This is a genomic window from Cytobacillus spongiae (assembly GCF_021390075.1).
Genome location: NZ_CP089997.1, coordinates 3,793,651 through 3,819,761 on the forward strand (window position 1 = coordinate 3,793,651; position 26,111 = coordinate 3,819,761).

At 41.0% G+C, this 26,111-nt stretch carries 27 protein-coding genes; 6 read left to right on the top strand and 21 right to left on the bottom strand.

Annotation, left to right across the window (positions count from 1 at the left end; translation table 11 throughout):
* Nucleotides 1-128: 128 nt before the first annotated feature.
* From LS684_RS19020 to LS684_RS19035, 4 genes are all read right to left on the bottom strand, one after another.
* Complete coding sequence (locus LS684_RS19020; RefSeq protein ID WP_233808456.1) at nucleotides 129-1,130, bottom strand: C40 family peptidase; 1,002 nt, start codon at nucleotides 1,128-1,130, stop codon at nucleotides 129-131.
* Between the two features lie 272 nt (nucleotides 1,131-1,402).
* Nucleotides 1,403-3,337 carry a S8 family peptidase gene (locus LS684_RS19025; RefSeq protein ID WP_233808458.1) on the bottom strand — a complete coding sequence of 645 codons (1,935 nt, stop codon included), beginning with the start codon at nucleotides 3,335-3,337 and terminating at the stop codon, nucleotides 1,403-1,405.
* A 98-nt stretch (nucleotides 3,338-3,435) separates the two neighbouring features.
* Complete coding sequence (locus tag LS684_RS19030; RefSeq protein ID WP_233808459.1) at nucleotides 3,436-4,824, bottom strand: N-acetylmuramoyl-L-alanine amidase; 1,389 nt, start codon at nucleotides 4,822-4,824, stop codon at nucleotides 3,436-3,438.
* Nucleotides 4,825-5,132: 308 nt separating this feature from the next.
* On the bottom strand, nucleotides 5,133-5,714 hold the full coding sequence (locus LS684_RS19035) for a putative periplasmic lipoprotein (protein ID WP_233808460.1): 582 nt from the start codon (nucleotides 5,712-5,714) through the stop codon (nucleotides 5,133-5,135).
* Between the two features lie 245 nt (nucleotides 5,715-5,959).
* Between LS684_RS19035 and LS684_RS19040 the strand changes: the two genes are divergently transcribed.
* Both LS684_RS19040 and LS684_RS19045 read left to right on the top strand, forming a co-directional pair.
* The gene (locus LS684_RS19040) at nucleotides 5,960-7,597 is read left to right on the top strand and encodes an SWIM zinc finger family protein (protein ID WP_233808461.1); all 1,638 of its coding nucleotides are present in this window, start codon (nucleotides 5,960-5,962) and stop codon (nucleotides 7,595-7,597) included.
* A complete protein-coding gene (locus LS684_RS19045) occupies nucleotides 7,575-10,394 on the top strand; it encodes a DEAD/DEAH box helicase (RefSeq protein ID WP_233808462.1) in 2,820 nt (939 codons plus the stop codon). Before LS684_RS19040 ends, LS684_RS19045 begins: the two co-directional genes overlap by 23 nt.
* Nucleotides 10,395-10,402: 8 nt before the next feature.
* Here LS684_RS19045 and LS684_RS19050 read toward each other — a convergent pair whose 3' ends face one another.
* A complete protein-coding gene (locus LS684_RS19050) occupies nucleotides 10,403-10,795 on the bottom strand; it encodes a hypothetical protein (protein ID WP_233808463.1) in 393 nt (130 codons plus the stop codon).
* 192 nt (nucleotides 10,796-10,987) lie between these two features.
* Between LS684_RS19050 and LS684_RS19055 the strand changes: the two genes are divergently transcribed.
* Entirely contained in the window at nucleotides 10,988-11,179 is a 192-nt protein-coding gene (locus tag LS684_RS19055; RefSeq protein WP_233808464.1) for a helix-turn-helix transcriptional regulator, read from the top strand.
* Nucleotides 11,154-11,387 (top strand): hypothetical protein, encoded by a 234-nt coding sequence (locus LS684_RS19060; protein ID WP_233808466.1) that lies wholly within the window; start codon nucleotides 11,154-11,156, stop codon nucleotides 11,385-11,387. The genes LS684_RS19055 and LS684_RS19060 overlap by 26 nt, the downstream gene beginning before the upstream one ends.
* Before the next feature lie 315 nt (nucleotides 11,388-11,702).
* Here the strand turns inward: LS684_RS19060 and LS684_RS19065 are convergent, their stop codons facing one another.
* Together LS684_RS19065 and LS684_RS19070 are read right to left on the bottom strand one after the other, a co-directional pair.
* Nucleotides 11,703-11,906: a hypothetical protein gene (locus LS684_RS19065; RefSeq protein ID WP_233811707.1), complete on the bottom strand. Its 204-nt coding sequence runs from the start codon at nucleotides 11,904-11,906 to the stop codon at nucleotides 11,703-11,705.
* Nucleotide 11,907: 1 nt separating this feature from the next.
* A complete protein-coding gene (locus tag LS684_RS19070) occupies nucleotides 11,908-12,279 on the bottom strand; it encodes a single-stranded DNA-binding protein (RefSeq protein ID WP_233808468.1) in 372 nt (123 codons plus the stop codon).
* A gap of 280 nt (nucleotides 12,280-12,559) precedes the next feature.
* Between LS684_RS19070 and LS684_RS19075 the strand changes: the two genes are divergently transcribed.
* Entirely contained in the window at nucleotides 12,560-12,991 is a 432-nt protein-coding gene (locus tag LS684_RS19075; RefSeq protein WP_233808470.1) for a YwpF-like family protein, read from the top strand.
* A gap of 53 nt (nucleotides 12,992-13,044) precedes the next feature.
* On the opposite strand, the gene LS684_RS19080 is transcribed toward LS684_RS19075, so the two are convergent.
* The 9 genes from LS684_RS19080 to spoIIID form a co-directional block, all read right to left on the bottom strand.
* Complete coding sequence (locus LS684_RS19080) at nucleotides 13,045-13,221, bottom strand: hypothetical protein (RefSeq protein ID WP_233808472.1); 177 nt, start codon at nucleotides 13,219-13,221, stop codon at nucleotides 13,045-13,047.
* Nucleotides 13,221-13,619: a hypothetical protein gene (locus tag LS684_RS19085; protein ID WP_233808474.1), complete on the bottom strand. Its 399-nt coding sequence runs from the start codon at nucleotides 13,617-13,619 to the stop codon at nucleotides 13,221-13,223. Before LS684_RS19085 ends, LS684_RS19080 begins: the two co-directional genes overlap by 1 nt.
* 161 nt (nucleotides 13,620-13,780) lie before the next feature.
* Nucleotides 13,781-14,107 (bottom strand): hypothetical protein, encoded by a 327-nt coding sequence (locus tag LS684_RS19090; RefSeq protein ID WP_233808475.1) that lies wholly within the window; start codon nucleotides 14,105-14,107, stop codon nucleotides 13,781-13,783.
* A 131-nt stretch (nucleotides 14,108-14,238) separates the two neighbouring features.
* Entirely contained in the window at nucleotides 14,239-14,673 is a 435-nt protein-coding gene (gene fabZ / locus LS684_RS19095; RefSeq protein ID WP_233808477.1) for a 3-hydroxyacyl-ACP dehydratase FabZ, read from the bottom strand.
* A gap of 93 nt (nucleotides 14,674-14,766) precedes the next feature.
* The gene (locus LS684_RS19100; protein WP_233808478.1) at nucleotides 14,767-15,045 is read right to left on the bottom strand and encodes a DNA-directed RNA polymerase subunit beta; all 279 of its coding nucleotides are present in this window, start codon (nucleotides 15,043-15,045) and stop codon (nucleotides 14,767-14,769) included.
* Nucleotides 15,046-15,060: 15 nt separating this feature from the next.
* Nucleotides 15,061-15,903, bottom strand: a complete 843-nt coding sequence (locus tag LS684_RS19105; RefSeq protein WP_233808479.1) for a flagellar hook-basal body protein — start codon at nucleotides 15,901-15,903, stop codon at nucleotides 15,061-15,063.
* Between the two features lie 33 nt (nucleotides 15,904-15,936).
* On the bottom strand, nucleotides 15,937-16,776 hold the full coding sequence (locus tag LS684_RS19110) for a flagellar hook-basal body protein (protein WP_233808480.1): 840 nt from the start codon (nucleotides 16,774-16,776) through the stop codon (nucleotides 15,937-15,939).
* 506 nt (nucleotides 16,777-17,282) lie between these two features.
* Nucleotides 17,283-18,284: a rod shape-determining protein gene (locus LS684_RS19115; RefSeq protein WP_233808481.1), complete on the bottom strand. Its 1,002-nt coding sequence runs from the start codon at nucleotides 18,282-18,284 to the stop codon at nucleotides 17,283-17,285.
* A gap of 232 nt (nucleotides 18,285-18,516) precedes the next feature.
* Nucleotides 18,517-18,789 (bottom strand): sporulation transcriptional regulator SpoIIID, encoded by a 273-nt coding sequence (gene spoIIID, locus LS684_RS19120; RefSeq protein ID WP_233808483.1) that lies wholly within the window; start codon nucleotides 18,787-18,789, stop codon nucleotides 18,517-18,519.
* A gap of 711 nt (nucleotides 18,790-19,500) precedes the next feature.
* Here spoIIID and LS684_RS19125 point away from each other — a divergent pair.
* Nucleotides 19,501-20,295 carry a muramidase family protein gene (locus tag LS684_RS19125; RefSeq protein WP_233808485.1) on the top strand — a complete coding sequence of 265 codons (795 nt, stop codon included), beginning with the start codon at nucleotides 19,501-19,503 and terminating at the stop codon, nucleotides 20,293-20,295.
* A gap of 36 nt (nucleotides 20,296-20,331) precedes the next feature.
* Here the strand turns inward: LS684_RS19125 and LS684_RS19130 are convergent, their stop codons facing one another.
* The 5 genes from LS684_RS19130 to LS684_RS19150 all read right to left on the bottom strand — a co-directional run bounded on the left by LS684_RS19130 (nucleotide 20,332) and on the right by LS684_RS19150 (nucleotide 26,108).
* Entirely contained in the window at nucleotides 20,332-20,997 is a 666-nt protein-coding gene (locus LS684_RS19130) for a 3'-5' exonuclease (protein WP_233808489.1), read from the bottom strand.
* Nucleotides 20,998-21,006: 9 nt separating this feature from the next.
* On the bottom strand, nucleotides 21,007-22,776 hold the full coding sequence (locus tag LS684_RS19135; RefSeq protein ID WP_233808491.1) for a DUF294 nucleotidyltransferase-like domain-containing protein: 1,770 nt from the start codon (nucleotides 22,774-22,776) through the stop codon (nucleotides 21,007-21,009).
* 112 nt (nucleotides 22,777-22,888) lie between these two features.
* Complete coding sequence (locus LS684_RS19140; protein WP_233808492.1) at nucleotides 22,889-24,556, bottom strand: sodium:solute symporter family protein; 1,668 nt, start codon at nucleotides 24,554-24,556, stop codon at nucleotides 22,889-22,891.
* 30 nt (nucleotides 24,557-24,586) lie between these two features.
* Nucleotides 24,587-24,889 carry a DUF4212 domain-containing protein gene (locus LS684_RS19145; RefSeq protein WP_233808493.1) on the bottom strand — a complete coding sequence of 101 codons (303 nt, stop codon included), beginning with the start codon at nucleotides 24,887-24,889 and terminating at the stop codon, nucleotides 24,587-24,589.
* A 613-nt stretch (nucleotides 24,890-25,502) separates the two neighbouring features.
* Nucleotides 25,503-26,108 carry a pyroglutamyl-peptidase I gene (locus LS684_RS19150; RefSeq protein ID WP_233808494.1) on the bottom strand — a complete coding sequence of 202 codons (606 nt, stop codon included), beginning with the start codon at nucleotides 26,106-26,108 and terminating at the stop codon, nucleotides 25,503-25,505.
* Nucleotides 26,109-26,111: the final 3 nt, after the last annotated feature.

Sequence of the window (26,111 nt, forward strand, 5' to 3'; positions counted from 1 at the left end):
CGGATTTTTGCGTTCATTTCATTTTACCAAATAATTACCTACAAATAGAATAGTATATTTGAAGTTTTTCTCTTTTTTTATTGGGTAAAATAAGAAAAAGCCAAGACAGAAGCCTTGGCTTAGATTAACTATTTTAACGCATTCATAGAATTATAGATTGCTGCCGAGAACACCGAACGTGTAGCACGATGCGTTGCATAATATTTATTCCCATCAAAGATTGAAGTTTCATCAATATGATTCATTGTTAGAATCGCATCATATGCCCAGTAGCCTGGTGCAATATCTACATAAACATCATTTGCTGTAGATATACTTGGGCTTGTTAATTTAAATGCCCTTTTCACAATAACAGCCATTTCTGCACGTGTCATATATTCATCTGGACGGAAAGTACCATCTTTGAACCCTGTAATAATTCCTGCTTCTTTAATTGCCGCAATATCAGAAGCAAATCGAGACGAGGTTGGAACATCTTTAAATGCGTTTAGATTCTTTGGTTTTGCCTGTAATACGCGATTCATAATAGCAGCTGCTTGCCCTCTAGTAACAGGGCTTTCTGGTTTGAATGTAGCATCCTCAAATCCAGCAATAATATTGCTCGTGCTTAATGTGTAGATCGCTTGATACGCAGGGTGGCTTTTATCAAGGTCTGTAAACTCACCTTGCTTTGGCTCTTCAGGTAACACGCGTTTTGCTCCTACATATTTAGGTCCCCAATAGCTACTATCTAAAGAATCCACTTTAATGCCTTTGCTACTAGTTGCACTAATAAAGTTATTATCACCTATGTACATGCCTACATGTGTAATACCTGCTTTATTGTAGGTTTTTTCAAAAAATACCAAGTCCCCTATAGCTAAGTCTTCTGCTTTAACCGCGTTTCCTACTGTGTATTGGTCCGATGAAGATCGAGGAAGGTCAATTCCAATCTTATTAAATATGTAGTATGTATAGCCTGAGCAGTCAAATCCACTTGGCGTAACTCCGGCATATTTATACGGAACACCTAAGTATTCTTGGGCAATTGTCAAGATTTCCTCTTGCTTCGTAGCAGCTAATGCTGAATTGTAGGAAAATAATGAAAGAAAAACCGTTAAAGCAATTAATTTAGCAAACAATCTCTTCATGTTTTCACCTCTGTCATTAGCTCAAATTCCCTATTACCATAATAGTAGGTTGCAATTTGTTAGGTTTATTTTATCAGAAAAAACACCCGGTTAATTTTACGATTATATTACAAAATGATTACTATTCTATCGATATTCGATACTTTTTCTTATTTATCAAGTCTATTGGCGGGGAATTTTGGTGTTTTTTGGGACAACCTACTTTTCTATTGATATAGTATAAAATCCTTAGAAATTAATAAAAGAGAACCTACCTCAAGGTAGATTCCCTTTTATTTAAACGAATCCTCTTCAGCTCTAGCAAGAAAAACAGAGTACGTCGAGCGAAGCATCTTTTCATATGGACGGAAGGTCCCATCTACAAACCCTTCTGTAATTTTTGCACCTGCTAGTTTATGGATTTCTTGGTAACCTGTTACATTCACGTTCACATCTGAAAAAGCCACGCTGTTTCCAATCGGTAGGTTATATGCTTTCGCGAGTAAAATGGCCATTTCAGCTCTAGTAACGGCTTCATCTGGACGAAATGTTTTATCTGGAAATCCATTTAGGATTCCTTGATCTGCTGCTGATTCAATATAGCCAGATGCAAAGCTGCTTGTGCCAACATCTTTAAATCTTGTTCCTCTCTTTGTACCATCTAGCTTTAATGCCCTTCCAAGCATGGCCACCGCTTCAGCTCTCGATACATATTTTTCCGGTCTCATTTCAGAGCCGTTGTATCCAGTTAGAATGTCTTTCGTATTTAGATACATCATATATCTGCTGTACCATTTCGAATTGCTTAGATCCGAAAACGCAGGGGTTTCAATCACTAAATCTACATATACAGGGTCACTTCGGTTTTCTGTTCCATTATCTATTGGATAAACCGTATATTCGAGCTGTCCTTTCACTCCGTAATCCTCTAGAATTTGTTTGCTTGTATTTTCGCTTATCAACTGATCATATCGATAGACATTATAGCTTGCATATTTATCTAGTAGGGGCTGCATATCCAATTGGACAGTTCCGTTTGTACCTAATATATGGTTAATCGTTACTGAGCTTGGCGGTTTAATAGGAGTTACATCTACTTGAGCCAAACCGTAGCCATAAAAAGTGTCTCTCCCTGGGCTTCCCAGATCTCTTGCATTTTGCTGGAGTAGTGTTCTTATTTGGGTATTGGTGTAATTCGGGTACTTTTCTTTATATAAGGCGGCAAGCCCTGCCACAAATGGAGTTGCCATAGAGGTACCTGTCATATATCCATATCCATCCGAATCAATTGAGGTTGGTAATGTACTATATACTCCATCCCCTGGAGCAGCTAACTCCACTTCACTACCAGTAGATGAAGAATTAATTCGATGATTAGATTGATTAACAGCTGATACAGCAATCACATTAGGAAATTTGGCTGGATATAGCACGGTATTATCCGTACCGAGGCGTGTTCCCTCATTTCCGGCAGCTGCAATCACAATTATTCCTTTTGACACCGCTTGATCAATTAAGGCCTTCATCCCATAATCTTCAAACGGTGTAGTCAGGCTTAAATTGATGATGTCAACATCTTGTTTAATTGCCCAATCCAAGCCTGCCATTATGGTTGTAGTTGTCCCGTTTCCATACTGATCTAAAGCTTTTACTGCATAAATTTCCGCATATGGAGCTACACCAACAATTCCGTAGTCATTATCTTTTGCAGCGACCACCCCTGCCACATGTGTACCGTGCCCATTATCGTCATTATACGAATTTTTACACTTATAGCTTTCTAGTGCGCACGTCCCATCACGAACTGTCAAATCTGGATGATCCGTTGCCACCCCTGTATCGATGATGGCTACTTTAATCCCTTTTCCAGTTAATGTCGATGGAATTTTAGCTGGCAAGTTAATATTCTTATGGCCATAAGGAACATATTGCCCATTGATTTCAACCTTATTTTCTTTGTAGGCAAATTTTATTATATTTTTATCAAGTAGAATAGAAAGAGTAGAACGATCTACCTTAAGAGTTGCTGCTTGAATCGTTTCATATGGTTCAACTAGCTTTGCATCATAGGAATCAATAGATTCGTAAGAAAAGCCCTCCTCGAAAAACACAATATAATTCTCAGGGTTAGCGGATACTTCCTCTAATCCAGCTTTTGTAGAAATTGGTATCATTATTAGGCTAATGCATAGAGTAGCAATAAGTAGGTTCAACTGCTTTTTTATCATGATCGTCACCTCATTTCTATCTTTATAACGAAAGGAGCCTACTCAAATAGACTCCTTTTTAGTTTAATCGGTTTTATTCACTTAGAAAAGGGTAAAAGTTATATATTATTATAGAGGGACGTTACATTGAACCCCTTATCTTTATAATAATCTAGTATTCCCAAGTAGATGGCTTCTGCTGCTTTTTGGCGCCAAGCATCTGATTTTAATTTCTCATTGTCCGCCTGGTTATCGATAAAACCAAGTTCAACTAATACCGCGGGCATCGAATTCTCACGAATTACATGGAAATTCCCGTGCTTTACTCCTCTATTATAAAGGTTCCAAGCAACAAGTAATCGGTTTTGAATTTTGGTTGCTAGTAACTTACTATCCTGTGCATTCGGATTTTCATAGGCTGAATTGTAGTAATAGGTTTCAGTTCCATTTGCTTTCCCATTAAATGCATTACTATGAATGCTAATAAACATATCCGCATCCGCTTGTTTCGCAATTTCAACTCGTTTCTCAAGCGATAGATACACATCGGTTTCTCTTGTTAATTTAAATTGAAATGGCGATTTAGTCAGGATGCTCTTGAGCTTAAGGGCTGTTGAGAGTGCAACTTCCTTCTCTAAAATGCCAAAGCCAATGGCTCCTGGATCATGTCCGCCATGTCCTGGGTCAATGACAATCATTTGCTTGCTTAAGTCATTGCTGTCCCCAGGCTTGAAGGTTCCACCTAAATAAGCTCCATGCACCAGTCCTTCAACCCCATTCGAGCGAATATAGAGCCAATCTCCTACACTGTAAGCCGCTTGCACCTCTGAGCCTTTTGGCAATGCAGCAACCTTCGCATAATTCGTAGATGGACCTGTTCGAACATTTAACGTATCTGCATTTACAAAGTATGCTCCTTCAAACTCCACATCTGGAAGCGTACGTAGCTTATAATTGATAGCTCTTGCTAAGAAAACAGAAAAATCTGCTCGTTTGATTTGAAGCTGTGTACCAAAGGTGCCATCAGGTAATCCTTGAGAAATCCCTCGGCTAATTAACGCATTTGCTGCACCAGAAAGGGCACCGCCAAATTCATAATCAAAGGCTTTACTAATCAGAACTGCCATTTCTCCCCTTGTCATGAGGCTATCAGGCTTAAAGACCCCATTCCCATAACCAGAGATAACGTTGGCACTCACAGCAGATTGAATATAACCTGATGCAAAATATTGACTTCCTACATCCGAAAATTGCGTAGCTCTTTTCTCACCGTTTAAGTTCAGAGCTCGTCCAATCATGGCAACAGCTTCTCCACGTGTCACTTCTTTATCTGGCATAAAAAATCCAGATAAATCACCACTCGCAATTTTTCCTTCAGCTAAATAATAGATTTCTTCCTTTGCTCGATGCGATGCACCTACATCTTGAAAAGAAGCCGCATGGGAATTTGATCCAGTCAGCGGAAAAGCTATAATAGCTAATAGTACTCCCAATAAGAATTTCTTCACTCCTATTTGACTCCTTTCGCCTTTTTCCAACATTTTAACACACTGGAAGACATACCTGTATCATCCATATTGGCTATATTCATATTTTTATAGAAAATAAGTGTCAATAATTGATGATATTTATCATTATATGAACTGTTCATTAATTTTGTATAAAGCTATTTCTAAATTTCTATTACACACATGATCATTTGCAAAATGCAGATGTAATCATGCAGTAAAAGAATAGCATACTCATTTTCTCACCTTCAATGGATATAATCGACAAAAAAGATGGGTTCCATTAATGAAAACCCATCTCCTACTAATTACTTGACTTCCTCACTTACTATATCCTTCACTTTCCATGTACCTTCTTCATTAAATAATGTATAAGTAATTCGATTATGTCCGTGAAAATCACTGTTTTGCTCCTGAATTAGCTCATATTCACTCTTACTTTTCTCTCTAAATTCATATGGTAGCTGATCATCAAAGTATTGAGGGGCATCCATTGGTAAAAAATACACATCTCCATTTTCTTCTTTAAATCTTAAATCGATTACTTCATTAGCTTCCTCTTTATGCATCACTCTATTTAAATGGGTTACAAGATCTTCTATCGATTGGAAACCAGGAATCCTAAAATTATCCACACTACTATTGTATATTTCAACTAGAGTCGTTTCATAGTTCTTTGCCACTTCTTTGGCTTCTTCTTCAGTTAACTGCTGATCCTTCGTTTCATTATTCTCAGCATCTTCTGCGTCTTTATCATCCACAACTACGTCTTCTCCAGAATCAGACTGTTCCGTGTTTGTTTCCTTTTGCCCTCTTTCATCTCCATCCTTTTCTCCTGTACAAGCCGTTAATAAAATGACACTTAGAAATAGGATTAAAAGCTTTTTCATTTCCAACACTCCATTCAAACGAATTATTCCCTATCCACTTTCCCATTTTTATACAAAAATAACAATCATACTTTGGTAGGTTTTTGAAATTAATTCTAATTCATCACGTATATATAAATACTAACAACCTACAGATCCCCTCCTATCCATTCCCATTTTCGGTTATAATAAAGAAATATGGTTTTTTTCATTGGTTCGGAATTTTCATGGGTGATGTTCACCTATTTAAGGAGGGGAATTTGACTATGTCTTCAGTGTCTGATCATTACGTGGAGCTGTTTCGTTCAGCTTCTGAATTCTTGCAAGAAACACTACATTCAGAGAATAATGAAGATGCTCGGCTTGTGCAGAAAGGACTTATGTTATTTCGGCAGGGGCTCGTGTACCAGTTAAAGCTTGAAGGCGATCGAGCACTTTCTACGGTTCAGGATGTGACTCCCGCGAAAGTGGCGCTCCACTTGGATGAGCTTACTCGCAGTAGCTGCTCCTGTCCGCAGGATGGCTTGTTTTGCCGCCATAAGCTTGCTACATTTTTTCTAGCGTATAGTCAATACGAGAGTGTTTCTTCATGGGTGGAAAATTGGCGAAAACCGTTAAAGGAAAAGAGCTTAGCGGAGCAATTGGGACTGCAAAGAGCAAAGGACCTCCTAAAGAAGTCTGGTCAGCCTGCTAAAGGATATGAGGCATGGGTGCATAGCTTTGAGGAGAGCTTTCAGTCCATTCTCCTTGGCCAAAAGGAACCAAAGCCGTTTGTCATTCCAGATCTCTTTCAAGTGTATACTAGACGGCTGCGAGCAGGTGCTCCGGTTGAACAGGAATGGAAAACGCTCTACGAATTAGTGGGAGCCGTGTTTTCTATTCGGAAGCTGACCGAGCTTAGCGAAGAGCTTGGACATTCCGAACAAAGCATCAACCGCTATTATCGTTCTCTTTTTCATGAATTAGTCGACCAAGCAGAGGAAGCCATTCAGAAGCTGTCCGTCCACTCCCTTCCCTTTGCCTTTGATGAATACATCACTCACTTAAAGGATGATACAACTCATTTACTAAATGACTCGATTCTGCCTTATGAACAATTTGATTTGTATCGTTTACTTTGGGCGGACTTGTTTAAAAATAGCAAATGGCGGGAAGTCGAGCGCACGCGTCTAGAGAAGCTTGAAAAAATCCAGCCCGATCCTCCTGTGGTTCTTGGCTTAATTCATCACTATATATTAGCGCGAAAGGATGAATTAGCACTTTCACATTTACATACATTAGACGTGGCATCCACTCCTTACCTATTATATTGGCTTCAACAGTTCACCTATCAAAAAGCTTGGAGCCGGATGACTCCTTATCTAGAGGATTTCATTAGCAAGCTACGTGGATATTTAACTCATTTAAATGAATACCATGCATGTATGGATTTCACTGATCTAGCAGTAAAAGCCATCTCATCTTACTGTGTGGAGCAAAACCGGCTGGATCTCTATGAAAAAACATTAAAGAGCACTCTTCCATATAGCTATCGGGAATACGATCATTATCTGTTTGATCAGCACCAATATGATAAATGGGCAGAGCTGCAAACATATATTGGCTTTGACATTGACTTGCTTTCAGATGCGAAGATTAAGAGCTTGCAGAAGGCTAAGCCGGAGACCCTACTTCCGCTATATCACCAGTCGATTCAAAAGCAAATTGAGCTAAAAAATCGAACGAGCTACAAAGAGGCTGTTCGGCAGTTGAAAAAACTACGAACGCTATACAAGAAAAGCAATCGTTTATCTGATTGGGAACGTTTTTTCTCGGCTTTATTGGAAAAAACCAAGCGTTTGCGTGCCTTTCAAGAAGAATGCAAAAGGGGAAAGCTAATTCATGCTGAAAACTCGGTATCTTAAGATTAAAATCGAACAACTATCATATGGCCGCTATTTTCTAACTGCATTTAATGACCAAGCTCGCCCTGTCGAGATTTCCCGCTGGCAAACGTTGCTTCTTAATCGGCATGAGGAGAGCTATTTTGGGACGTTAGTAGACAAGGCTTTTCATGAAGGGAATGAAGGGATCGTTCTGAACGGGTGGCAGCTTGTCACGCTCTTTGCAAATGAGGGATTTAATCGGCTCATTGATTGGGACTGGGATGAGACTGCAGAGGTTTGTCTTTCCTCCGCACATGCCGTGTATGATGCTATCCTTGAGCAGGACTGGCACCCTGACTTTTCCTCCATGCAGGATGACACCTTTCGCTGGTCTCTTCCTGAAAATGTGCTAGAAGAATTTGATGACTCTTTTTGGGAGAGACCGCTTTTGAACAGTACCGTTCAAAGCTTTGTTCGTCAACTATTTAATGATGCGCTTGATGAGTATTTAGTACACGATTCTGCAACACGCAAGCTATTTGGAGAAAGACTCGAAGCTTTGCGAAAGCTAGAGCTTCCCCCTCAGCAGCTAATGAATTTTTTTGATGAGGAAAAATGGCTTGAGTGGATGGGCTTGAAAGAGGATGACACCCCTTTTACGATTGGTCTACGATTACAGGAGCCTGAAGAAGTGTTTGAAGAGTGGGAGCTTGATGTGTTTTTACGCGGAAAGCAGAATCCCGATTTCTTTGTGGAAGCTAAGGATCTAACGAGCTATCCGAATGAGTGGCTTCCTTTTACGAGCAAGGTTGAAAAAGAATTAGATCGCTGGGTGCGATTATTTCCGTGGATGAATGGGAAAAATGGCTTGTCTGACCGACTGACAGAGGATGAAGCATGGACGTTTCTAACAGAAACAAGTGAGACTTTGCTTGCTCTTGGAGTAGAAATTCTCCTCCCTTCGTGGTGGCTAGCGATGAAAAATGCCAACCTTAAGGTGAAAGCCAGAGTAAAAGGGGCAAATTCAGGATATCGTCCTTCCTTTGTTGGACTGCAGGCCATGCTCGATTATAATTGGCGATTCTCTATGAATGGTGTGGACTTGTCAGAAGATGAATTCAACAAGCTCGTCGAGGAGAAACGAAAGCTTGTCTACATCAAAGGGCGTTGGATTAAGCTAGACCCAGGTTTTGTACGGCAAATTCAGGATCTAATGAAGAAGGCGGAAAAAGAAGGACTTCACGTTCGAGATCTTATTGAGCAGGAGCTCGTTCGATCAGATGAGGACGACGATGATTCACTTGAGAACCCGAAAGCATTTGCAAAGATTCAAATTGAACTAAACCGCCAATGGAAACAGATGGTTAAGCAGCTGCGGGATGTGAAAGACCTTCCACTTGAAGACGTACCAGAGAGCTTTCAAGGAGAACTCCGCCCCTATCAGCAATTGGGAATGAGCTGGCTATTATTTCTACGAAGCTACCGATTCGGTGCCTGCTTAGCAGATGATATGGGTCTTGGGAAAACCATTCAGCTTATTTCATATTTATTAACTGTAAAGGAACGAGAAGAGGCAGGCCCCGCTCTGATTATCTGTCCAACTTCTGTTCTTGGAAACTGGCAGAAGGAAATCGAGCGGTTTGCTCCGAGCTTAGAGGTCTACGTTCATTATGGTACAAACCGCTTAAAGGAGACGGCCTTTACAGACCGAGTAGCACAAGCGGATATTGTGTTAACCTCCTATGGCTTAACACATATTGACCACGAGGATTTTGCGCCGATTACATGGAGTACGATCGCGATTGATGAGGCCCAGAACATTAAAAATGCAGGTACGAAGCAATCCCGAGCCGTTCGCAAGTTAACTGGTATGCACCATATCGCGTTAACCGGAACTCCGATGGAAAATCGCTTAACTGAATTGTGGTCGATTTTTGATTTTACGAATCATGGGTATTTAGGAAGCTTAGGTCAGTATCAGAAGCGCTTTGTTCTTCCTATTGAAAAAGAGGAAGAAACAGAAAAGATTAAGCAGCTTCAAGCACTGATTCGACCGTTTCTATTAAGGAGAACGAAGAAGGATGAAGAAGTCGCTTTAAACCTTCCAGATAAGCTGGAGCAAAAGGAATATTGTCCGCTTACCGCAGAACAGGCATCCTTATATGAACAGCTTGTTCAAGATACCTTTGCTAGCATTGAGCAGTTAACCGGTATGGAACGAAAAGGGCTGATCCTGCAAATGTTAAGCCGTTTAAAGCAGCTTTGTAATCATCCTGCTCTCTATCTTAAGGAACAAAAGCCTGTCCATGTTGTCGATCGATCAACCAAGCTTGAGAAGCTGGTCGAGCTGGTCGATGCAGTTCTTGATCAAAACGAAAGCTGCCTCATCTTTACCCAATATATTGAAATGGGCCATATCATGAAGAGGCTGATTGAAAAACGCTTCGATACAGAGGTTCCATTCTTAAATGGAAGTGTACCAAAGCAGAAGCGCGATGACATGATTGCTCGCTTTCAAAATCGAGAATTCCCTGTTTTCCTTCTCTCCCTGAAGGCGGGCGGAACAGGCTTAAATTTAACTGCAGCCAATCATGTTATTCACTATGACCGCTGGTGGAACCCAGCCGTTGAAAACCAAGCGACCGACAGAGCTTATCGAATTGGGCAGGACCGCTTTGTCCATGTTCATAAGCTAATCTGTACGGGAACGCTAGAAGAGAAAATTGATCAAATGCTAGAGAAGAAACAATCGTTAAACGATCAAATCATTACAAGTGAAAACTGGATAACAGAGCTATCAACGGATGAGCTTCGAAGCCTCGTCCATTTAACCTGATTAGTAGATCAGCCTTGCATTTGGTGTGCCAATTGCTTTGGCTGATCTTTTGTTTGATTATGCTTTCGAATATCAGGGACCTCTAGTAAGAACAGCACCTTCTGCTCTTCTTTTATTAAAAAATAGGAAAGAGACTTCCAAACCGATTGAGGCTCATGCTTTTCTTTCAGAATAAATTGCTGCTTCTGTTGAGAGTCATAGGTGATGTGAATATCTTCCGTATTTTGCAAGAAGGTAATGTGAATGTTGGTTTGATCTCTTAGAGGAAGGCGGTGCAGTTGTGTGGATGGATTCGCTTTCAGCAATTGTAGGGCATCGTAGAAGGTTGGTTTGTCAACGAGTTCCATTCGGTTTAGATCTCCGATAAAAATTAGTTCCTTTTCAGAAGCATACTGCTTCATATTAATCGTCTCCTTTATTCGACAACTATAATCCCCGTTGTAATTCGGCGTCTCTGCTGCTGATTCCTTTATTTCTAGTGGTCTTTGTTCATTTTTTGAACAATTTGAAGCGTCCATATTACGCACAAAATCTATATCCCTTTCGTTAACCGCTCCCTTAGAAATAGAATGATGGAAGCGGGCGGTGAAAGGATGTCATTATCGAAAAAACGAAAGGAGCTTCGAGATGAGCGAGGCTGGACACAGGAATACGTTGCAGACTTAATGAATGTCGGGAGACCAACCATTAGTAGGGATGAAACCGGACACAGCGTCCCAACCTATCAAACCGTTCTCGAATTGGCGGAGGGCTTTTCAAGTGAACAAGGACTATTTAGTCAGTGAATTAGATGCACTTTTGCCTGAGCGAGAGAAAACCGCATACATATTGAAGGAACGTCCTACCGACAAAGACCTCGCGATGATCCAGCAGCTCGTACAGAAAGACTCGAATGTAAAAGACTTTTTCCTCGAATTGTACTTGATGGATCAAAAAAGCAGAAGAATTATTGTCCATTCGGCGAGGGCAATATTGAAGGAATTGAAGCGCTAACGTGATGAAGAGACGCACGGACACTTCTTAGTGAACCAAAGCGGATGCGCCTTGGTCAGGCTAGAGCAAGCATAAGACCGATTAAGGATAGAAGGCGTTCTTTGCCTTCCATTCTAAATTCGCTTATGACCTCGTGAGGCTAGGCGCTAGAGCTTGAGGCTGAAGTGCATATCTACAATTAATCAATATTACTATTTCTTAAGCGATAAAAAATCCGGCGCATGCTACTGAGCCGGACAACTTGAGAAGGTTCGTATGGAGAGTCTTTTGATTTTCTATAAGAAGGGCTCACGAGCGGGGATTTGGCGCATGAGGTTAATTGGAGAACAGTTTAATCGTTTTTCGCTTTGGATGCTCAGGATGTGTGATGAAGGAATATTCGTTGTTACTTGCGTGGAGTAATAGGAATTCAAGCTGGCAAACACGCTTGCTTAAGTCATCCATCTTCTGATTGGACTTACCTAGCATTTTAATCAAGCTTTCAAGCAGGAGTTCAAAGCTCTGGACTTGCTCATCCATATTATTCAAGAATATATTCCTCCTTTTGGTCCTGGCTACTAGCCTCGGAGCCTAGTTTTTTCCCTAAAAACCTTACTTGATCGGCAATCACTTCCGTAATAAATACCCTTTTCCCCTCCTGATTATCGTAGTTTCGGGTATGTAGTTTCCCCGTCACTCCTATTAACGTACCTCTTCGGCAATATTGGGCGGTATTTTCTGCCGTCTTCCGCCATAGAATACATTGAACAAAATCAGCATCTACATCTCCTTGCTGATTTCGATATTGCCTGTTGACGGCAAGCGTAATATTCGCCACAGGTCTCCCATCTGGAGTCATCTTCAGCTCAGGGTCTTTCGTTAGTCTTCCAACTAAGATTACTTGATTGATCATTCATCCAGCTCCTTTCTTTAAGATGTCTATATCATACCTTCATCTGCCCATTTTCGTAAAATCAACAAATCTGAATTTCCTGCCTCTTCCTTTGTAGAAAAGACGATTATTCCCTAGAGAAAATAGAGCTATTATCCTATAGAAACAAGCTATTCGCGAAATTTGCTACATTCTGTAGTTATTTTTCGACAAATTCCTTATCTGAACTCATTCGCTTTTGGCCATTGACGATGGTATAATTTAGTCAATCCATTTGTCGAGAATTTATGGGAGGTAGGCCATGAAAACGTTCAAGCTAGTCTCGCTGCAAATCATTGAAGACGAATCATTAACCGATTTAGATCTAACAGATGCACTGATCATTAATAAAGAGGACGACAAAAGCACTTGGCTCATCGAAGCCTATATCAATAAGTCCTATTTTGCCTATTTCAACGAAGCACAAGCCAAGAAAAAAGAAGTAACCGTTCAAGCAATTATTACGAAACGAGAAAACGATCCCGCTTCCTTTTTGATGAATGTTTCCTCAGTAAAACAGCTTGAAGAGCACATAAGCGTTCTCTTTGAAGGACACTTAAAGAAAAGCCGAAGCGATTACGCCGAGCTTCTCCTTGACGAGCTCCTACGCAAAGGGCTTAATGGGGAAGAATTACTTCAGGAATTTAAGGAAAAGATGAAGAGCAAGCCTCGGTTGGTGGCTGGGAAGAAATAAAAGCAAAAAACTCCCTTGGTTAGAGGGAGTTTTTCTCATATATATAATAAATATTAGTGCACTACATTCGATGACCATATTTCTTTAGACGGGTCTGTAAGCTTATCCCTTAATTGTTGAATGATATACTCAATATCCTGCTTTCGGTAGTTTAGGACCGGCATTTCTTCACTAAATAGCTGATAATACAATATCGATGCAAGTTGCAGGTCACTTACATCAGCAGGCATTAATTGCTCTGCTTTTTTTTTAGTTCCTCTTTCAATGTATCGATAAGAAACTTTGCTTCTAATTTACATGAATAGTCATATTCAGCTCCAAGCTTTTCTTGAAGCTCATCAATTTCATTCATTTGATCTGCTGTTGGCTTTTCGGTGAGCAGCTTATCAAGCGTTTCATTAATTTTAACTGCTAACTCTTCATGGAAGGCAGGGTCTGCTTTCATATTGGCATCAATTTTGTCGTACCAAGAAGAGTGCTTTGTGATGTACCCTTTCCATTCACTAATGAAATCTTCTAGATTATATTTATTTTCGTTCCATCTTATATTCATCATATATTGTTCAAAAGCTGTTGTAATAGAACGTGTAATGCTAATTTTTATTCCTTGCGAAAGATCTTTATACATTCTATTAATAGAACCTCCCAAACTTTTCTTTACACTAGAATTTATCATATCATTACTACATTATCATAAAAAGAATTAGATTGACAAAAAACTTATATAGTTTAGGATTTTTTTTAAAAAAATGTTAAAAGGACAGGTCCCCCTGTCCTCCTTCATGACACTTATTGATCTTGATTATCTGGATCGTTCATATCTTTTTGATCTTCGATGATATCTTCTTCAGGTGTGTTTTCATCTTCAATCGGATCCATGTCTTGATCCGTATTTGTATCGTTTGTTTCGTTCATATCCATATCCAAGTCCATATTGTCTTGGTCGTCGTTGATGTTCGCATCGTCGTCCACATTTCCGTTCATATCCTCATTTACTGCTGGGTCTTCGACGTTCACATCATCCTCTGGTGGTGGATCTTGATCATTGGCACAACCCGCTATCACCATAGCTGATAATACAGAGCCTCCAATTAAGGCTAAAAGCTTTTTCTTCATAAGAAAATGCCCCTTTCATCGTTGTTATAGTTTGACCTATGGTTTTGGTCTGATGTTAGGTTGTCCAATTTCGGAAAAAACTTGCATCTGTATAAAAAAAATTAGGACTGGCATCAAACCAGTCCCACTTGTTATTCTTGCTTTTCACCTAAAGCAAACATTATTTCAGTTTCGCAAACGAGCTCGCCGTCAACTGTTGCAATCCCTTTTCCTTTTCCGATCGAACCACGTACGCGAATCATTTCTACTTCCAGATGAAGCTGGTCACCGGGTACGACTTGTCTCTTGAAGCGGCAATTGTCAATTCCAGTGAAGAAGGCTAGACGTCCACGATTTTCTTCCTTTTTCAGCATGGCAACTGCTCCAACTTGAGCTAGTGCTTCAACAATCAACACCCCTGGCATAACCGGGTAGCCAGGAAAGTGCCCGTTAAAAAACTCTTCATTAGCTGTAACATTCTTCACGCCAATGGCTTTTTGCCCCTCTTCGATCTCAAGGATTCTATCTACGAGTAAAAACGGATAACGGTGAGGAATAATTTCTTTAATTTCGTTACTATTAAGCATATTTTATGACCTCCTACTAATAATAGGTGCTACTTTATTCTATTGTACTAAAAATGACCATGAAAAAGGAAGGGAAATCTCCCTTCCTTCTGTTTATTCTTTATGAATGAGGTTACTAATATGCTGCCATGTGGATTTTTCAAAGATTTCACTTGGCTTTCCGTCACCCATTATGGAATAGCCGACCATTGCTCCCGCTATAAGGCTAGCACCTAATAAGAGAACGACCATAACAATCCGCAACCAAATCGGAATCAGTCTAATGCGGATTCGTTTTCGTTTTAATTTTGCTTGATCAGGCGCACTTTCACGATTTTTTTTAGCCTCTTCTCGCGTTTGCGCCTTTTCTGGGCTATTTTGTTTTACAGACATTCTTTTTACCCCTTTTTAACGAATTCCGTTAACAAGTCCCATCATTTGATCAGCCATATTCACTGATCTTGCTTGGAATTGATACGAGCGTTGCACATTGATTAGCTCAGTCATTTCCTTTGCCATATCAACATTCGATTGCTCAAGAACTCCTTGCTGAACAGAAACTTGATTTCTTAACGCACCAGTAAGCTCTGTAAAAATATCCTGTTCTGTCACCCCAAGTTGATCTAGATTATCTGGGAGCCCTGCTAAATTGTTGCCTTTTTGCTCTAAATATTGCGGCTTGTTCACCTGAATAACCCCTAGATTGAAGGCTTGATCGCCTCCATTATCCATACGTATCACAAACTGACCAGTTGGTGATACCGTATAATCCTTAGGACTACCGGTAAATGTAATCGGGTTGTCATTCTCATCAAGAACCGGATAGCCATCGCCAGTCACTAGCATGTTCTCCGTGTTAGAAAGCGGTGTTAAGTAGAAGGCACCGTCACGAGTATAACGAACTGCACTTCCTTGTTCATTTTGCACCAGTACTTTATAGAATTGCCCTTCTTTAGTAAAAGCCGTATCAAGCGGGCGATCAGTTGTTTTTATATTTCCTTGCTTCATAACGATTTGAGATTGCGCAAGCTTCGCACCTGTCCCTTGGCGAATCCCATTTGGTGTTAAACGACCTATTTCACTTTGAGCGGATGGCTGGTTATTGAACTGTTGAAAAAGAAGATCCGTAAAGGTCGCTTCTCTTCTTTTATAACCCGTCGTATCCACATTGGATAAGTTGTGGCTAATGATATCCATTTGCTTTTGTAGCTGACTTAATGTATTCGTTGCGGTAATCATCGTACGATTCATCGTCATCCCCCTTTATGGATGGGCAAAATTAGTTTATCCGATTCGGCCAATTTCGTTTGCTGCTTTATCCATGCTTCGGTCATAGGCTTGAAGAACCTTTTGATTCGCTTCAAACGCACGATAAGCGGTAAGCATATCTGTCATTGTTCGGCTCGCATCTACATTCGAACGCTCAATATAGCCTTGCTGCATCTGAAATTGAACACCATTCGCATTGTAAGCATTTTGCAAGGCAGCCCCATCTTCTGTCCGGTACAGTCCATCGCCTTCCTTAATCAAGCGCTGCGGATTATCTGCGAATCCAATTCCAATTCGTGCTGTTTCTCCGTTTGCACCCGTAATCAAACCTGTCTCATTCACCTGAAATTGATCGCTGGATAACTGAATTGGATTCCCCCCATCATCTAGTACATATAATCCACTTGCCGTTGTTAGGAAGCCTTGTCCATCAAGCGTGAAGTCTCCATTCCTTGTGTAGCGAAGATCGCCATTCGGGTTTTGAACGGTAAAAAACACCGACCCTTTCAACCCGTTTTCATTATTAGCTGGGATGTTAACATCAATCAGTGCCACATCTGTGTTTTGATCCGTCGCATAGATATCCCCTTGGATAAACTTTGGAATTGCTTCTTGCATATACACCCCTGTATTAATCGGGCCTACAAGCTGATTGATGGGCAAGTTGGACCCTTTTTCTGTAGGGATGGATTGTTTGTCCATTCGGCTTAGCAGCATTTCAGGAAATGCTCGAAGGGAGGATTGATCCGCTTTAAATCCTGGAGTATTCGCATTCGCCATATTATTCGTCAGCATTTCGGTTCTACGCTGCTGTGCAAGCATCCCTGAAGCAACTGTATAAAAGCCTCTAAACATAAGTTCACCTCATCTAATTATTCCGTGCATACATACCTATACACTATTATAAGAAAATTATCGGCAAGAAACATTAACTTTTTGAAGAAAAGTGTCAAAAAATGAAAAAAACTATTTCCATTTGTCGATTTGGGAGGTAGATGTCGGTGGGAGAGTTAGCTTTTTTGATTTCTTTTCTTAACTATGAGGTATATCCGCAAGTTTGTTTTAGTTAACTGTCACTTTTGAGATTTTATCCTCAACATTCGGACAGTTATCCGTCACTTTTTACGATATATCCGTATTTCTAACCTGATCAGGGAGCCTGCCTAAAATAATTGTAAAACCTTCAATCAGATATCTGGAGATTTTTCTTTTATATCCGTCACTATTGATGATTTACCCTTAACTTTCAACCAGCTATCTGTGACTTTTAAAGATTAATCTGTATTTCTAACCTGATTTAAGGGTCTCCATCCCTTTTAACGTCACGAAAAAACCCTGCCTCAACAGCAGGGTTTTTCGTATTATCCAAATCTTCTGTTTGGTAGTTTGTCGATGTTGTCTAGCATCATGCCGGTTCCGATGGCTACGCAGTCCATTGGGTTTTCAGCTACGAGTACAGGTACTTTTAACTCTTCTGCAAGGAGTGTGTCGATTCCGTGCAGTAGAGCGCCGCCGCCTGTTAGGATGACGCCGCGATCGATGATGTCGGCTGATAGTTCTGGTGGAGTTCTTTCCAGAACGCTTTTCGCAGCTTGTACAATGACAGCTACGGATTCACGAAGTGCTCTTTCGATTTCTTCTGAGCGAACGGTGATCGTTCTTGGTAGACCTGTCACCATGTCACGGCCACGGATATCCATTTCCTCATTGCGTGACCCTGGGAAAACGGTACCGATATTGATTTTGATATCTTCCGCTGTACGTTCACCGATTAACAGCTTGTACTCACGTTTGATGTAATGCAGGATTTCATTGTCGAACTTGTCCCCTGCCATTTTAATAGAGGAAGATGTTACGATGTCTCCCATAGAAAGGACCGCAACATCTGTTGTTCCTCCACCAATATCAACGACCATGTTTCCGCTTGGCATGAAGATGTCCATTCCCGCGCCAATTGCCGCCACTTTCGGTTCTTCTTCTAAGTATACTTTCTTCCCGCCGCTTTTTTCAGCAGCTTCTTTAATCGCTTTCTGCTCGACGCTCGTAATGTTCGTTGGGCAGCAAATTAAAATACGTGGCTTTGATAAAAAGCCTTTCACATTTAGCTTGTTGATGAAGTGCTTTAGCATCGCTTCCGTAACGTCGAAATCCGCAATTACCCCATCCTTTAATGGACGGATAGCTACGATATTTCCTGGCGTACGGCCGACCATGCGGCGCGCTTCTTCTCCAACTGCTAATACTTTGTTCGAGTTTTTATCAATTGCTACTACAGAAGGTTCATTTAATACAATTCCACGGCCTTTTACGTGAATTAACACGTTTGCAGTTCCTAAATCAATCCCTATATCCCTAGCAAACATTCTCTTTTCTTTCCTCCTTGAAACATCGGGAGCTACGGGTATTAAAAATATCATCGTTGACTTTTTCTAAAAAAGGATCTTCATCCTTTTAATGCTTACCAGTAGTAATCCTCGCGTATCTATACCTAATTGTATATTTTATCACAATTTGCAAAAATAAAATAATCTTTTGTCAAAAAATAGTGTGTCTTTTTGTGGAAACATGTAGCAAAGAGGAAAAAAGAGATATTTCTTATTTGACAGGCTCGCCTTCAAGTTCTTCTTTTTGGTACTTCATTTTCGTTGCTTCTCCCCCACGCAAGTGACGGATCGATTTATGGTAATCTAATATTTCCTTTACTTCGAGTGCTAATTCTGGGTTAATTTCAGGAAGTCTTTCTGTCAGATCTTTATGGACTGTACTTTTGGATACGCCAAACTCCTTCGCTATGACACGAACTGTTTTTTTCGTCTCCACGATATACTTTCCAATCTTGATAGTTCTCTCTTTGATGTAATCGTGCACACCACTCGCCCTCCCTAATTTGGATGTGAGAAGTGTGAAATGAGACTCGCTTATTGCTTCAACTAACTACTGCCATTCCGCACGAATGGTCCTAAAATTGCATGTTTCATTTTATATCAATCATTTCTTCTTGCTCATGCGGCAGAAAGTAACTTTCTGATCTTGCAGGGATTAAACAAGTTCTCGCGCTGGATCTCCGTATTCTTCAAACGATTCCTCACCTCAAACACTCTCTTTGCAGGTTTGTAACATTTTATTAGCTTGGTTGCTGATATATGCACGAAAAACGCAATAGGGACAAGGTATTGTGTAAATTTTTTGAAAATAGGACAGAAAATCCTTCTTTTCACCCTATGTGCGATTACCCGTTTTTTAGGACTTTCTGCAAACTTCTAGTTCCATAGCCTATTTCCCCATTTGGAAAAAATCTAGCGAACCCTTGTTACTTTCTAATCAGTAACAACGACAAATATCAGCATTATTTTACAAAATGAATAAATTCAGTAGGTAAGATAGCGTGTTCTATTCTCATTAACAGGAATTTCGTATCGGGGTGGAAAGGCTTATTTTCACGAGGATGTCCCTATTGTTGAGTAGACTAGCATTCCCTTACAATGAGTCCTGGTTATATAGATGATTATGGTTATTATGGTTTATTCAACCAATGTTTTTTTACATACACGGAGAAATGAATAGAAGGGATGGCAAACGATGCAAAGAACACGCAAACAAAGGATTATGGAAGCGAAACGAAAGGAAATGAAAACCCGGAAGGCAAAGGTTGCAGGTGTGACGCTTGCTGCTACCTTAGCGACGACTGCAGCGTTACAGGTTGGGGAAAAAGCAGTACAAGCAATTGGAGGCGTTTACACCGTTCAAAAGGGCGACACACTTTACCAAATCGCCAAAAGCTATGGAACAACGGTTCAAGAACTAAAGAAGGAAAACAAGCTTTCATCTGACCGTATATTAATTGGACAGCAAATGAGTGTTCCAACTGAGTACCATGTACCCGAAGAAGAGGTCGTGCTCGATGGCTATACAGTAGCTCATGGTGATACGCTTTATCAAATTGCCAAGCAGCATCATACTACTGTTGAAGCGATAAAAGAAGCAAACCAGTTATTATCCGATCAAATCTATGCTGGACAAGTTCTTAAAGTAGATTCCAACCAAACCCAGCCGATTACGTATACGGTTCAGGCTGGCGACACTTTATACGGAATTTCCAAGCGTTTTCATGTAAACATGAATGACCTTAAACGCCTAAATGGGATGAAGAGCGACATGGTATTGATTGGACAAAAGCTAACCATTTCCTCTGATGTGCATCAGGCAAAAGGGATTGTGGTCGGAGCTGCTGACCGTTTTACCGTTGAGTTCGAAACAGAGACAGAAGTATTACCGTTAAAGGTTGCTTTTGGAACAGCAGAGCAATATCAAAAGCTGTCTGGCAAAGAAGTAACGATTACGTATAAGAACCAGGCGTTAATTCATATTCAATAATCCCTCAAACGGGAGGAAAGGCGATTCCCTTTCCTCCTAAAATGGCATCGATCGCATTTGACTATCGGTTGCTTGAATCAATTCCCCCCACGTTCGATAGCCTCTATCATTAAACTGTTGAAGGAGTTCGACAAATAAATAGGCTGTTGTTAACGCATCTCCAAGAGCACTATGTCTTTCATAGATTCTCGTTCCAAATGCCATTGCATATCGTTCCAGGTCTCTCATATCATAGGATGGAGCTAGAAAGCCAATCAGATCGAGAGTATCTACCGTAAAGCAGTTCTTGAGCTGTTTCTTCTCCCGTTTCAACTCACTTTTTAAAACGAGCTGATCAAAGCCCACGTAATGGCCAACTAGGCATACGGCTTCATTCCTTTCAATATATTGAAAAAAATCGGTGATGGCTTCTAGTGCGTTAGGGGCATCTGCCACTTTCTCGTCAGAAATCGACGTGAGCTCCATTATTTCCCGAGAAATTTGTCGGTTTGGATGAACATATGTCTGATAGGTCTTTTGCTCTTCTACGTAAAAGCCTTTAATAGACACCGCCCCTATTTCAATTAGTCGATCGGTAGAGTTCACTTGAAAACCAGTCGTTTCCGTGTCAAACACTACATACCGAAGATCTTTTAGCGGAGTGGATAATAACACTTGCTCGTATATGATTGGGCATTTCACTATTTTTCTTTGGAAAAACATATTCGCCTCCTATAATGCAAAATGGGCAAGGGCATGATTTTGCAGCTCCTTTAATGTTCGTAAGCTTAGGATTAGCTCTTCTTTTTCACGCGTAGATAATCCGGTGAATTGAAAAACAGTTGTTACTCCTGCCCCTTGCTTCACCTGCTGCCACCGTTTATGGACATATAAGGAGAGAACCTGGGCAACGGCTTCTTTCAAATCTCGGGCAAATTCCTCGGTCCATATGCCTGCTTCTGTTAGTTCATCTATTTTTTCAAGTGGGATGCCAGGAAGCTTACCTTGCATTAAGGAGAGGATTTGCAGACTATGATGGTAGGGAAATAATATCTCCTTTTTCATATCTATTGATTTCCGTTCAAGCTTAAATAGAGAGCGAATCGGCTGATCCAAAGTTGGAATCGGTTGGTCTCTTTCAATCTGTGCAAGGCGATAGAGAAAAATCTTCGAGCGCTGAAGGAGCTCTTGAACCTCCTGCTCGAAGCGATGATGAAGACCTTCATTTCCTGTCATAAACCGATAGGAAAAAAAGTTCTGCGCTAACAGCAGATGCTCATTTGTCGACTGAAGGGTCCAGTTGCGAATTCTTCCTATCCAGTCCCCTATACATCCATTCCACCTTGGCTCGCTACACATCATCAAACCTTTACAACGAGCGTACCCTGCTGCTTCAAAATGAGCTGTGATTTCTCTGCCTAACCGGTCAAAATAGCTTTTCCCTTCTGCTTTTTCATAAACTAGGAAATGATCTTGATCTGTCAGCATAAATTGTTCGCCTCGCCCTGCACTACCCATTTGATAAAATGCAAACGCACACGGGGGCTTCTTTCCCTCTGCTTCTATTACGTGAACGGATAATGATACAATTCGCTGAACTAGCCGGTCATAGAGCTTAGTAATGATGTTCAGGAGATGAAGGATGGGGACGTTTTCTGCTAGCAGTGTTTCAGTTAATTCGGCAATTGCTTGCTTCACCTGCGGCAAGGAAGTCTCGTCCGCTTGCTCAATCTTCTGAATCGTTTTCATCATACTCTCATTTTTCTTTCTAAGGAGATCAGATAAGGTCACTACTCCTACGACTTGCTGTTGGTCGATGACTGGCAGATGCTTGATTCCATTCGTAAGGGTGGCGGAGATTGCATCATAGTAGTAGGAAAAAGGAGAAATCGAAATAGGATCCGTTGTCATCACCTGCTTAACAGGGGACGTTAGTGATATTCCCTTTGAGATGACTCGTTCAACCAAGTCCCGCTCGGTCAAGATACCTTTCAGCTCGTCCCCTTCCATTACGAGCACAGAGCTCGTTCGCTCTGACGACATGACGATCGCCGCATCTTGAACAGTTGCTTCTCGTGAGACCGATACTACTTTATGAGACATCACATCCTGCACGCGGAGCATTAACGCATCGACTTCTCCCATATTCCGGGCGAGCTTCACTTGTTCTGCTAATGACGCATAAATATCCTTTAGCCGAATCGATACCTGGGTTAGCATGTAATCATGAACCTTTGTATCATCCCAGCGCTTTGCGATGACTTCAAATGGGATGAATAAGACTTCAGCAGAAGTGGTAGCTCGTACCTCTACCATTCCTTCATGCTTATCATCTGTCATACCAAGGAAATCAGCTAAGCTAGAGAAGCCAATTAACTCTCCTTTTTGGACAACCTCTAGTACCTCCACACGGTTATTGATTTCATTCCGAACAATGACCTCAGCAATTCCAGATAAAAGCAGAATAAGCCCTTTGCGCGGCTTATCCTTGACGAGCATCATATCATTTTTCCTATACGTTCTCCTTTCGCAAACTTCTAGAAGCGAAAGGAGATTATTCCGTTCCACCCCTTGAAATAAGGGGTGGAACGAAACAGCCTCTAACATGAATTCCCTAGACAGATTCTGTTCCATCGTTAATCCAAACCTCTCCATCTTTATACACCATTTGCTCTGGATAACGTAGATCCATTACTTCTTCTTGAATTTGTTGTGATGGTGCTGCTGTAGAAAGCGAGACAATGATATTTGTTAAGAAGGCTGCCACCGCTCCAAATACCCCCGCACCTGTATCAATTATGCCAAGGATGGTGAAACCACCATATTTAGCAGCGAAAATATAAGCTAATGTAACTGCAAGCCCAACGAGCAGTCCAGCAATAACCCCTTGGCTATTGGAGCGCTTCCACCATACACCAAGAACGAGGGCAGGGAAAAACGTACCTGTCGCTAAAGCAAACGCCCAGGCTACAATTTGAGTAATCGCTCCAGGCGGGTTTAAGGCAATAATTCCTGCCAAAAGTGTTGCAACAGCAATAGTCCACCTAGCAACAGCTAAACGATTCTTTTCAGTAGAGTTCGGCTTCATCACGCGGTAATAAATATCATGGGCAAAAGAGGAAGATATTGCGATCATTAACCCTCCTGCCGTTGATAAAGCCGCAGCCATCGCCCCAGCAGCCACTAAGCCAATAACAAACACGCCAAGATTCGCAATTTCCGGTGTCGCCATTACGACGATATCATTGGAAATAACAAGCTCTTTCCATTGCAATATTCCATCTCCATTGCCGTCGGCCACCTGTAGCTTTCCTGTATCTACCCATGATTTCGTCCAAGCAGGAAGCTCTGTGATTTTACTCCCCGCTACTTTAGTTAATAAAATAAAGCGAGAGAATGCTGCATATGCAGGTGCTGAAAAATAGAGAAGACCGATGAATAATAAAGCCCATGCACCTGACCAACGTGCTGCTTTCATTGTCGATACCGTATAAAAACGGACAATTACGTGAGGAAGACCTGCTGTTCCGCACATTAATGTGAACATAAGAGCTAAAAACTGCCACTTCGTTCCATTGGTAAATGGTGCGAAATACTCCGAAATACCGAGCTCACGATCAATTTCTCCCATTTTTCCAACTAGCTCTCCATAGGATAGCCAAGGAATTGGATTACCTGTTAATTGAAGGGACATAAAGATCACGGGAACGAGGTATGCAATGATTAAGATGATATATTGAGCCACCTGTGTCCATGTAATCCCTTTCATTCCGCCGAATGCGGAATAAAAAGCAATTAATACTACACCAATCATCGTTCCGAGCTTCGCATCAATTTCAAATAACCGTCCAATTACTACGCCAGAACCAGAAAGCTGCCCAATCGAGTACGTAAAGCTGATAATGATCGTACAGATTGCCGCAATTACACGTGCCGTATGACTTTGAAAGCGATCCCCGATAAATTCAGGAACTGTATAGCGCCCGTACTTCCTAAGCTGCGGTGCCAAAAGGAAGGTTAATAGTAGATAGCCCCCTGTCCAGCCCATGATATAGGCAAGCCCATCATAGCCAAGGAGCATAATCGTTCCTGCAAGGCCGATAAAGGAAGCTGCACTCATCCAGTCTGCGCCAATGGCCATCCCGTTAAATACAGGTGGAACTCCCCGTCCTGCCACATAAAAATCTGAGGTTGCTTTCGCTTTATTGTAAACAGCGATGCCAATGTACAAAGCAAATGTCGCTAAAATAATTGATAATGAAACCAAAAATTGCGTATCCAAAGCCCATCCCCCTATACTTCCGCTAATTTTCTAGTGATCAACTACCTTACCTGAACTAATTTGTTTGTTTTTGTTCTCGTCAATTCCATACTTCTTATCAATCTTGTCACTAACCGCCGCATTGACAAATAAGAGAATGATAAACGTTAATATCGCTCCTTGTGCTCCCATAAAGTAGTGAAACGGAAATCCATTAATCGTGATATCTGTTAAGCTATCTGCAAAAAACACCACTCCAAATGACACTACTGCCCAGATGACTAAGTAGATCATCATATTCCGAGTCCGCTCACGAAAATACTGGTCTGCCGTTGCCTTCTCCATCTTTTTCACCTAATCCACCCCCGGATTCTATTCATTTTTTCACTCTTCTTGCATGTAACGATCCTTTTGGCTCCTCCCCTCAAAGTAATTTCACAATGATCTGCACAAGCAGATGGCTGAACTCTATATCAACTTCTCTTAGAAGTTAATATCTTAACTCAGGCTAAAGATGAATTTGATCGTGTCGATGAATGGAAGTGGGACAAGGATGATTTGAACTAGAAAGTAGAGAAAGATTGATAGAAAGGGAATCGCTAAGAAGAAGGACTTTTTCAACCTTAATGCGAGAAAAAGACAGATGAATGTAATGAGTAAAAGAATAAAAAGCGTCAAACCAATACCTCCTCGTGAAGTTATTTACTAAATATTGTGAAAATTGTAATGTTATTATCCAACTATTCCATCTATTGGTCAATAGAGACAAGAGCGAGATGCTTGCTGAATTGTGTCGAAAACCAAGTAGGTTGGATGACCAACCCTATTCATATGCACTTGGAAAACGTCGAAATTTCTAGATAAAAATTTTCTATCATTCATGTTTTACTAGATTACACTACCCTGATGCTAATAATTAAAATATATAGCCTCTTTTCCCATCAAAAAAAGAGCCGGAGTACCGACTCTAACTTAGTGTTTCAATTGTTAGTTCAATTGCTCTAAAAAGATCCTGATCGGACCAGCTCGGCATTGATTTTTTCCCCTGCAATACTAGTTCATGGGAAGCAGGAATGTGGATAAACCCTGCTTGAACCGGCTTCGCTGCTTTTTTTACTTCATGCAAAATACTGTACATCACATGATTGCATAAATAGGTTCCTGCTGTATTCGAGATGCTGGCTGGATAACCATTCTCCTTTAATCGGCTAATCATCCCTTGAAGTGGCAAAGTAGAAAAATATCCATCCAAACCATCCTCAGCAATGTGTTCGTCCTCGAGAACGACTCCTTTATTGTCTGGCTCGCCGCCACGGCAGTTAATCGCAATTCGTTCAGGTGTAATTGCCGCCCGCCCTGCCGCAAGACCTAATGAGATGACCGCATCTGGACGAATATAGTGATATAGCTGAACAATTTTTTCTGGACCTGCCTGAAAGTCAACTGGAAGTAACTCACCGATCACTTCATAGTCTCCGATTTGCTTCCCTTTCAATTGTTGGACGATTTTTTCTGTTGGGTTGATTGGAAATTCAAGAAATGGCTCAAAGCCGGTTAATAATAGCTTTTTCATGTC

What these genes read in the sequence shown, in the direction of transcription:
- LS684_RS19020 (WP_233808456.1), bottom strand. Translation starts at nt 1,130, where the DNA reads ATGAAGAGATTGTTTGCTAAATTAATTGCTTTAACGGTTTTTCTTTCA.
- LS684_RS19025 (WP_233808458.1), bottom strand. Translation starts at nt 3,337, where the DNA reads ATGATAAAAAAGCAGTTGAACCTACTTATTGCTACTCTATGCATTAGC.
- LS684_RS19035 (WP_233808460.1), bottom strand. Translation starts at nt 5,714, where the DNA reads ATGAAAAAGCTTTTAATCCTATTTCTAAGTGTCATTTTATTAACGGCT.
- LS684_RS19040 (WP_233808461.1), top strand. Translation starts at nt 5,960, where the DNA reads ATGTCTTCAGTGTCTGATCATTACGTGGAGCTGTTTCGTTCAGCTTCT.
- LS684_RS19045 (WP_233808462.1), top strand. Translation starts at nt 7,575, where the DNA reads ATGCTGAAAACTCGGTATCTTAAGATTAAAATCGAACAACTATCATAT.
- LS684_RS19050 (WP_233808463.1), bottom strand. Translation starts at nt 10,795, where the DNA reads ATGAAGCAGTATGCTTCTGAAAAGGAACTAATTTTTATCGGAGATCTA.
- LS684_RS19055 (WP_233808464.1), top strand. Translation starts at nt 10,988, where the DNA reads ATGTCATTATCGAAAAAACGAAAGGAGCTTCGAGATGAGCGAGGCTGG.
- LS684_RS19065 (WP_233811707.1), bottom strand. Translation starts at nt 11,906, where the DNA reads ATGGATGAGCAAGTCCAGAGCTTTGAACTCCTGCTTGAAAGCTTGATT.
- LS684_RS19070 (WP_233808468.1), bottom strand. Translation starts at nt 12,279, where the DNA reads ATGATCAATCAAGTAATCTTAGTTGGAAGACTAACGAAAGACCCTGAG.
- LS684_RS19075 (WP_233808470.1), top strand. Translation starts at nt 12,560, where the DNA reads ATGAAAACGTTCAAGCTAGTCTCGCTGCAAATCATTGAAGACGAATCA.
- LS684_RS19080 (WP_233808472.1), bottom strand. Translation starts at nt 13,221, where the DNA reads ATGCCTGCTGATGTAAGTGACCTGCAACTTGCATCGATATTGTATTAT.
- LS684_RS19085 (WP_233808474.1), bottom strand. Translation starts at nt 13,619, where the DNA reads ATGTATAAAGATCTTTCGCAAGGAATAAAAATTAGCATTACACGTTCT.
- LS684_RS19090 (WP_233808475.1), bottom strand. Translation starts at nt 14,107, where the DNA reads ATGAAGAAAAAGCTTTTAGCCTTAATTGGAGGCTCTGTATTATCAGCT.
- fabZ (WP_233808477.1), bottom strand. Translation starts at nt 14,673, where the DNA reads ATGCTTAATAGTAACGAAATTAAAGAAATTATTCCTCACCGTTATCCG.
- LS684_RS19100 (WP_233808478.1), bottom strand. Translation starts at nt 15,045, where the DNA reads ATGTCTGTAAAACAAAATAGCCCAGAAAAGGCGCAAACGCGAGAAGAG.
- LS684_RS19105 (WP_233808479.1), bottom strand. Translation starts at nt 15,903, where the DNA reads ATGAATCGTACGATGATTACCGCAACGAATACATTAAGTCAGCTACAA.
- LS684_RS19110 (WP_233808480.1), bottom strand. Translation starts at nt 16,776, where the DNA reads ATGTTTAGAGGCTTTTATACAGTTGCTTCAGGGATGCTTGCACAGCAG.
- LS684_RS19115 (WP_233808481.1), bottom strand. Translation starts at nt 18,284, where the DNA reads ATGTTTGCTAGGGATATAGGGATTGATTTAGGAACTGCAAACGTGTTA.
- LS684_RS19125 (WP_233808485.1), top strand. Translation starts at nt 19,501, where the DNA reads ATGCAAAGAACACGCAAACAAAGGATTATGGAAGCGAAACGAAAGGAA.
- LS684_RS19130 (WP_233808489.1), bottom strand. Translation starts at nt 20,997, where the DNA reads ATGTTTTTCCAAAGAAAAATAGTGAAATGCCCAATCATATACGAGCAA.
- LS684_RS19135 (WP_233808491.1), bottom strand. Translation starts at nt 22,776, where the DNA reads ATGATGCTCGTCAAGGATAAGCCGCGCAAAGGGCTTATTCTGCTTTTA.
- LS684_RS19150 (WP_233808494.1), bottom strand. Translation starts at nt 26,108, where the DNA reads ATGAAAAAGCTATTATTAACCGGCTTTGAGCCATTTCTTGAATTTCCA.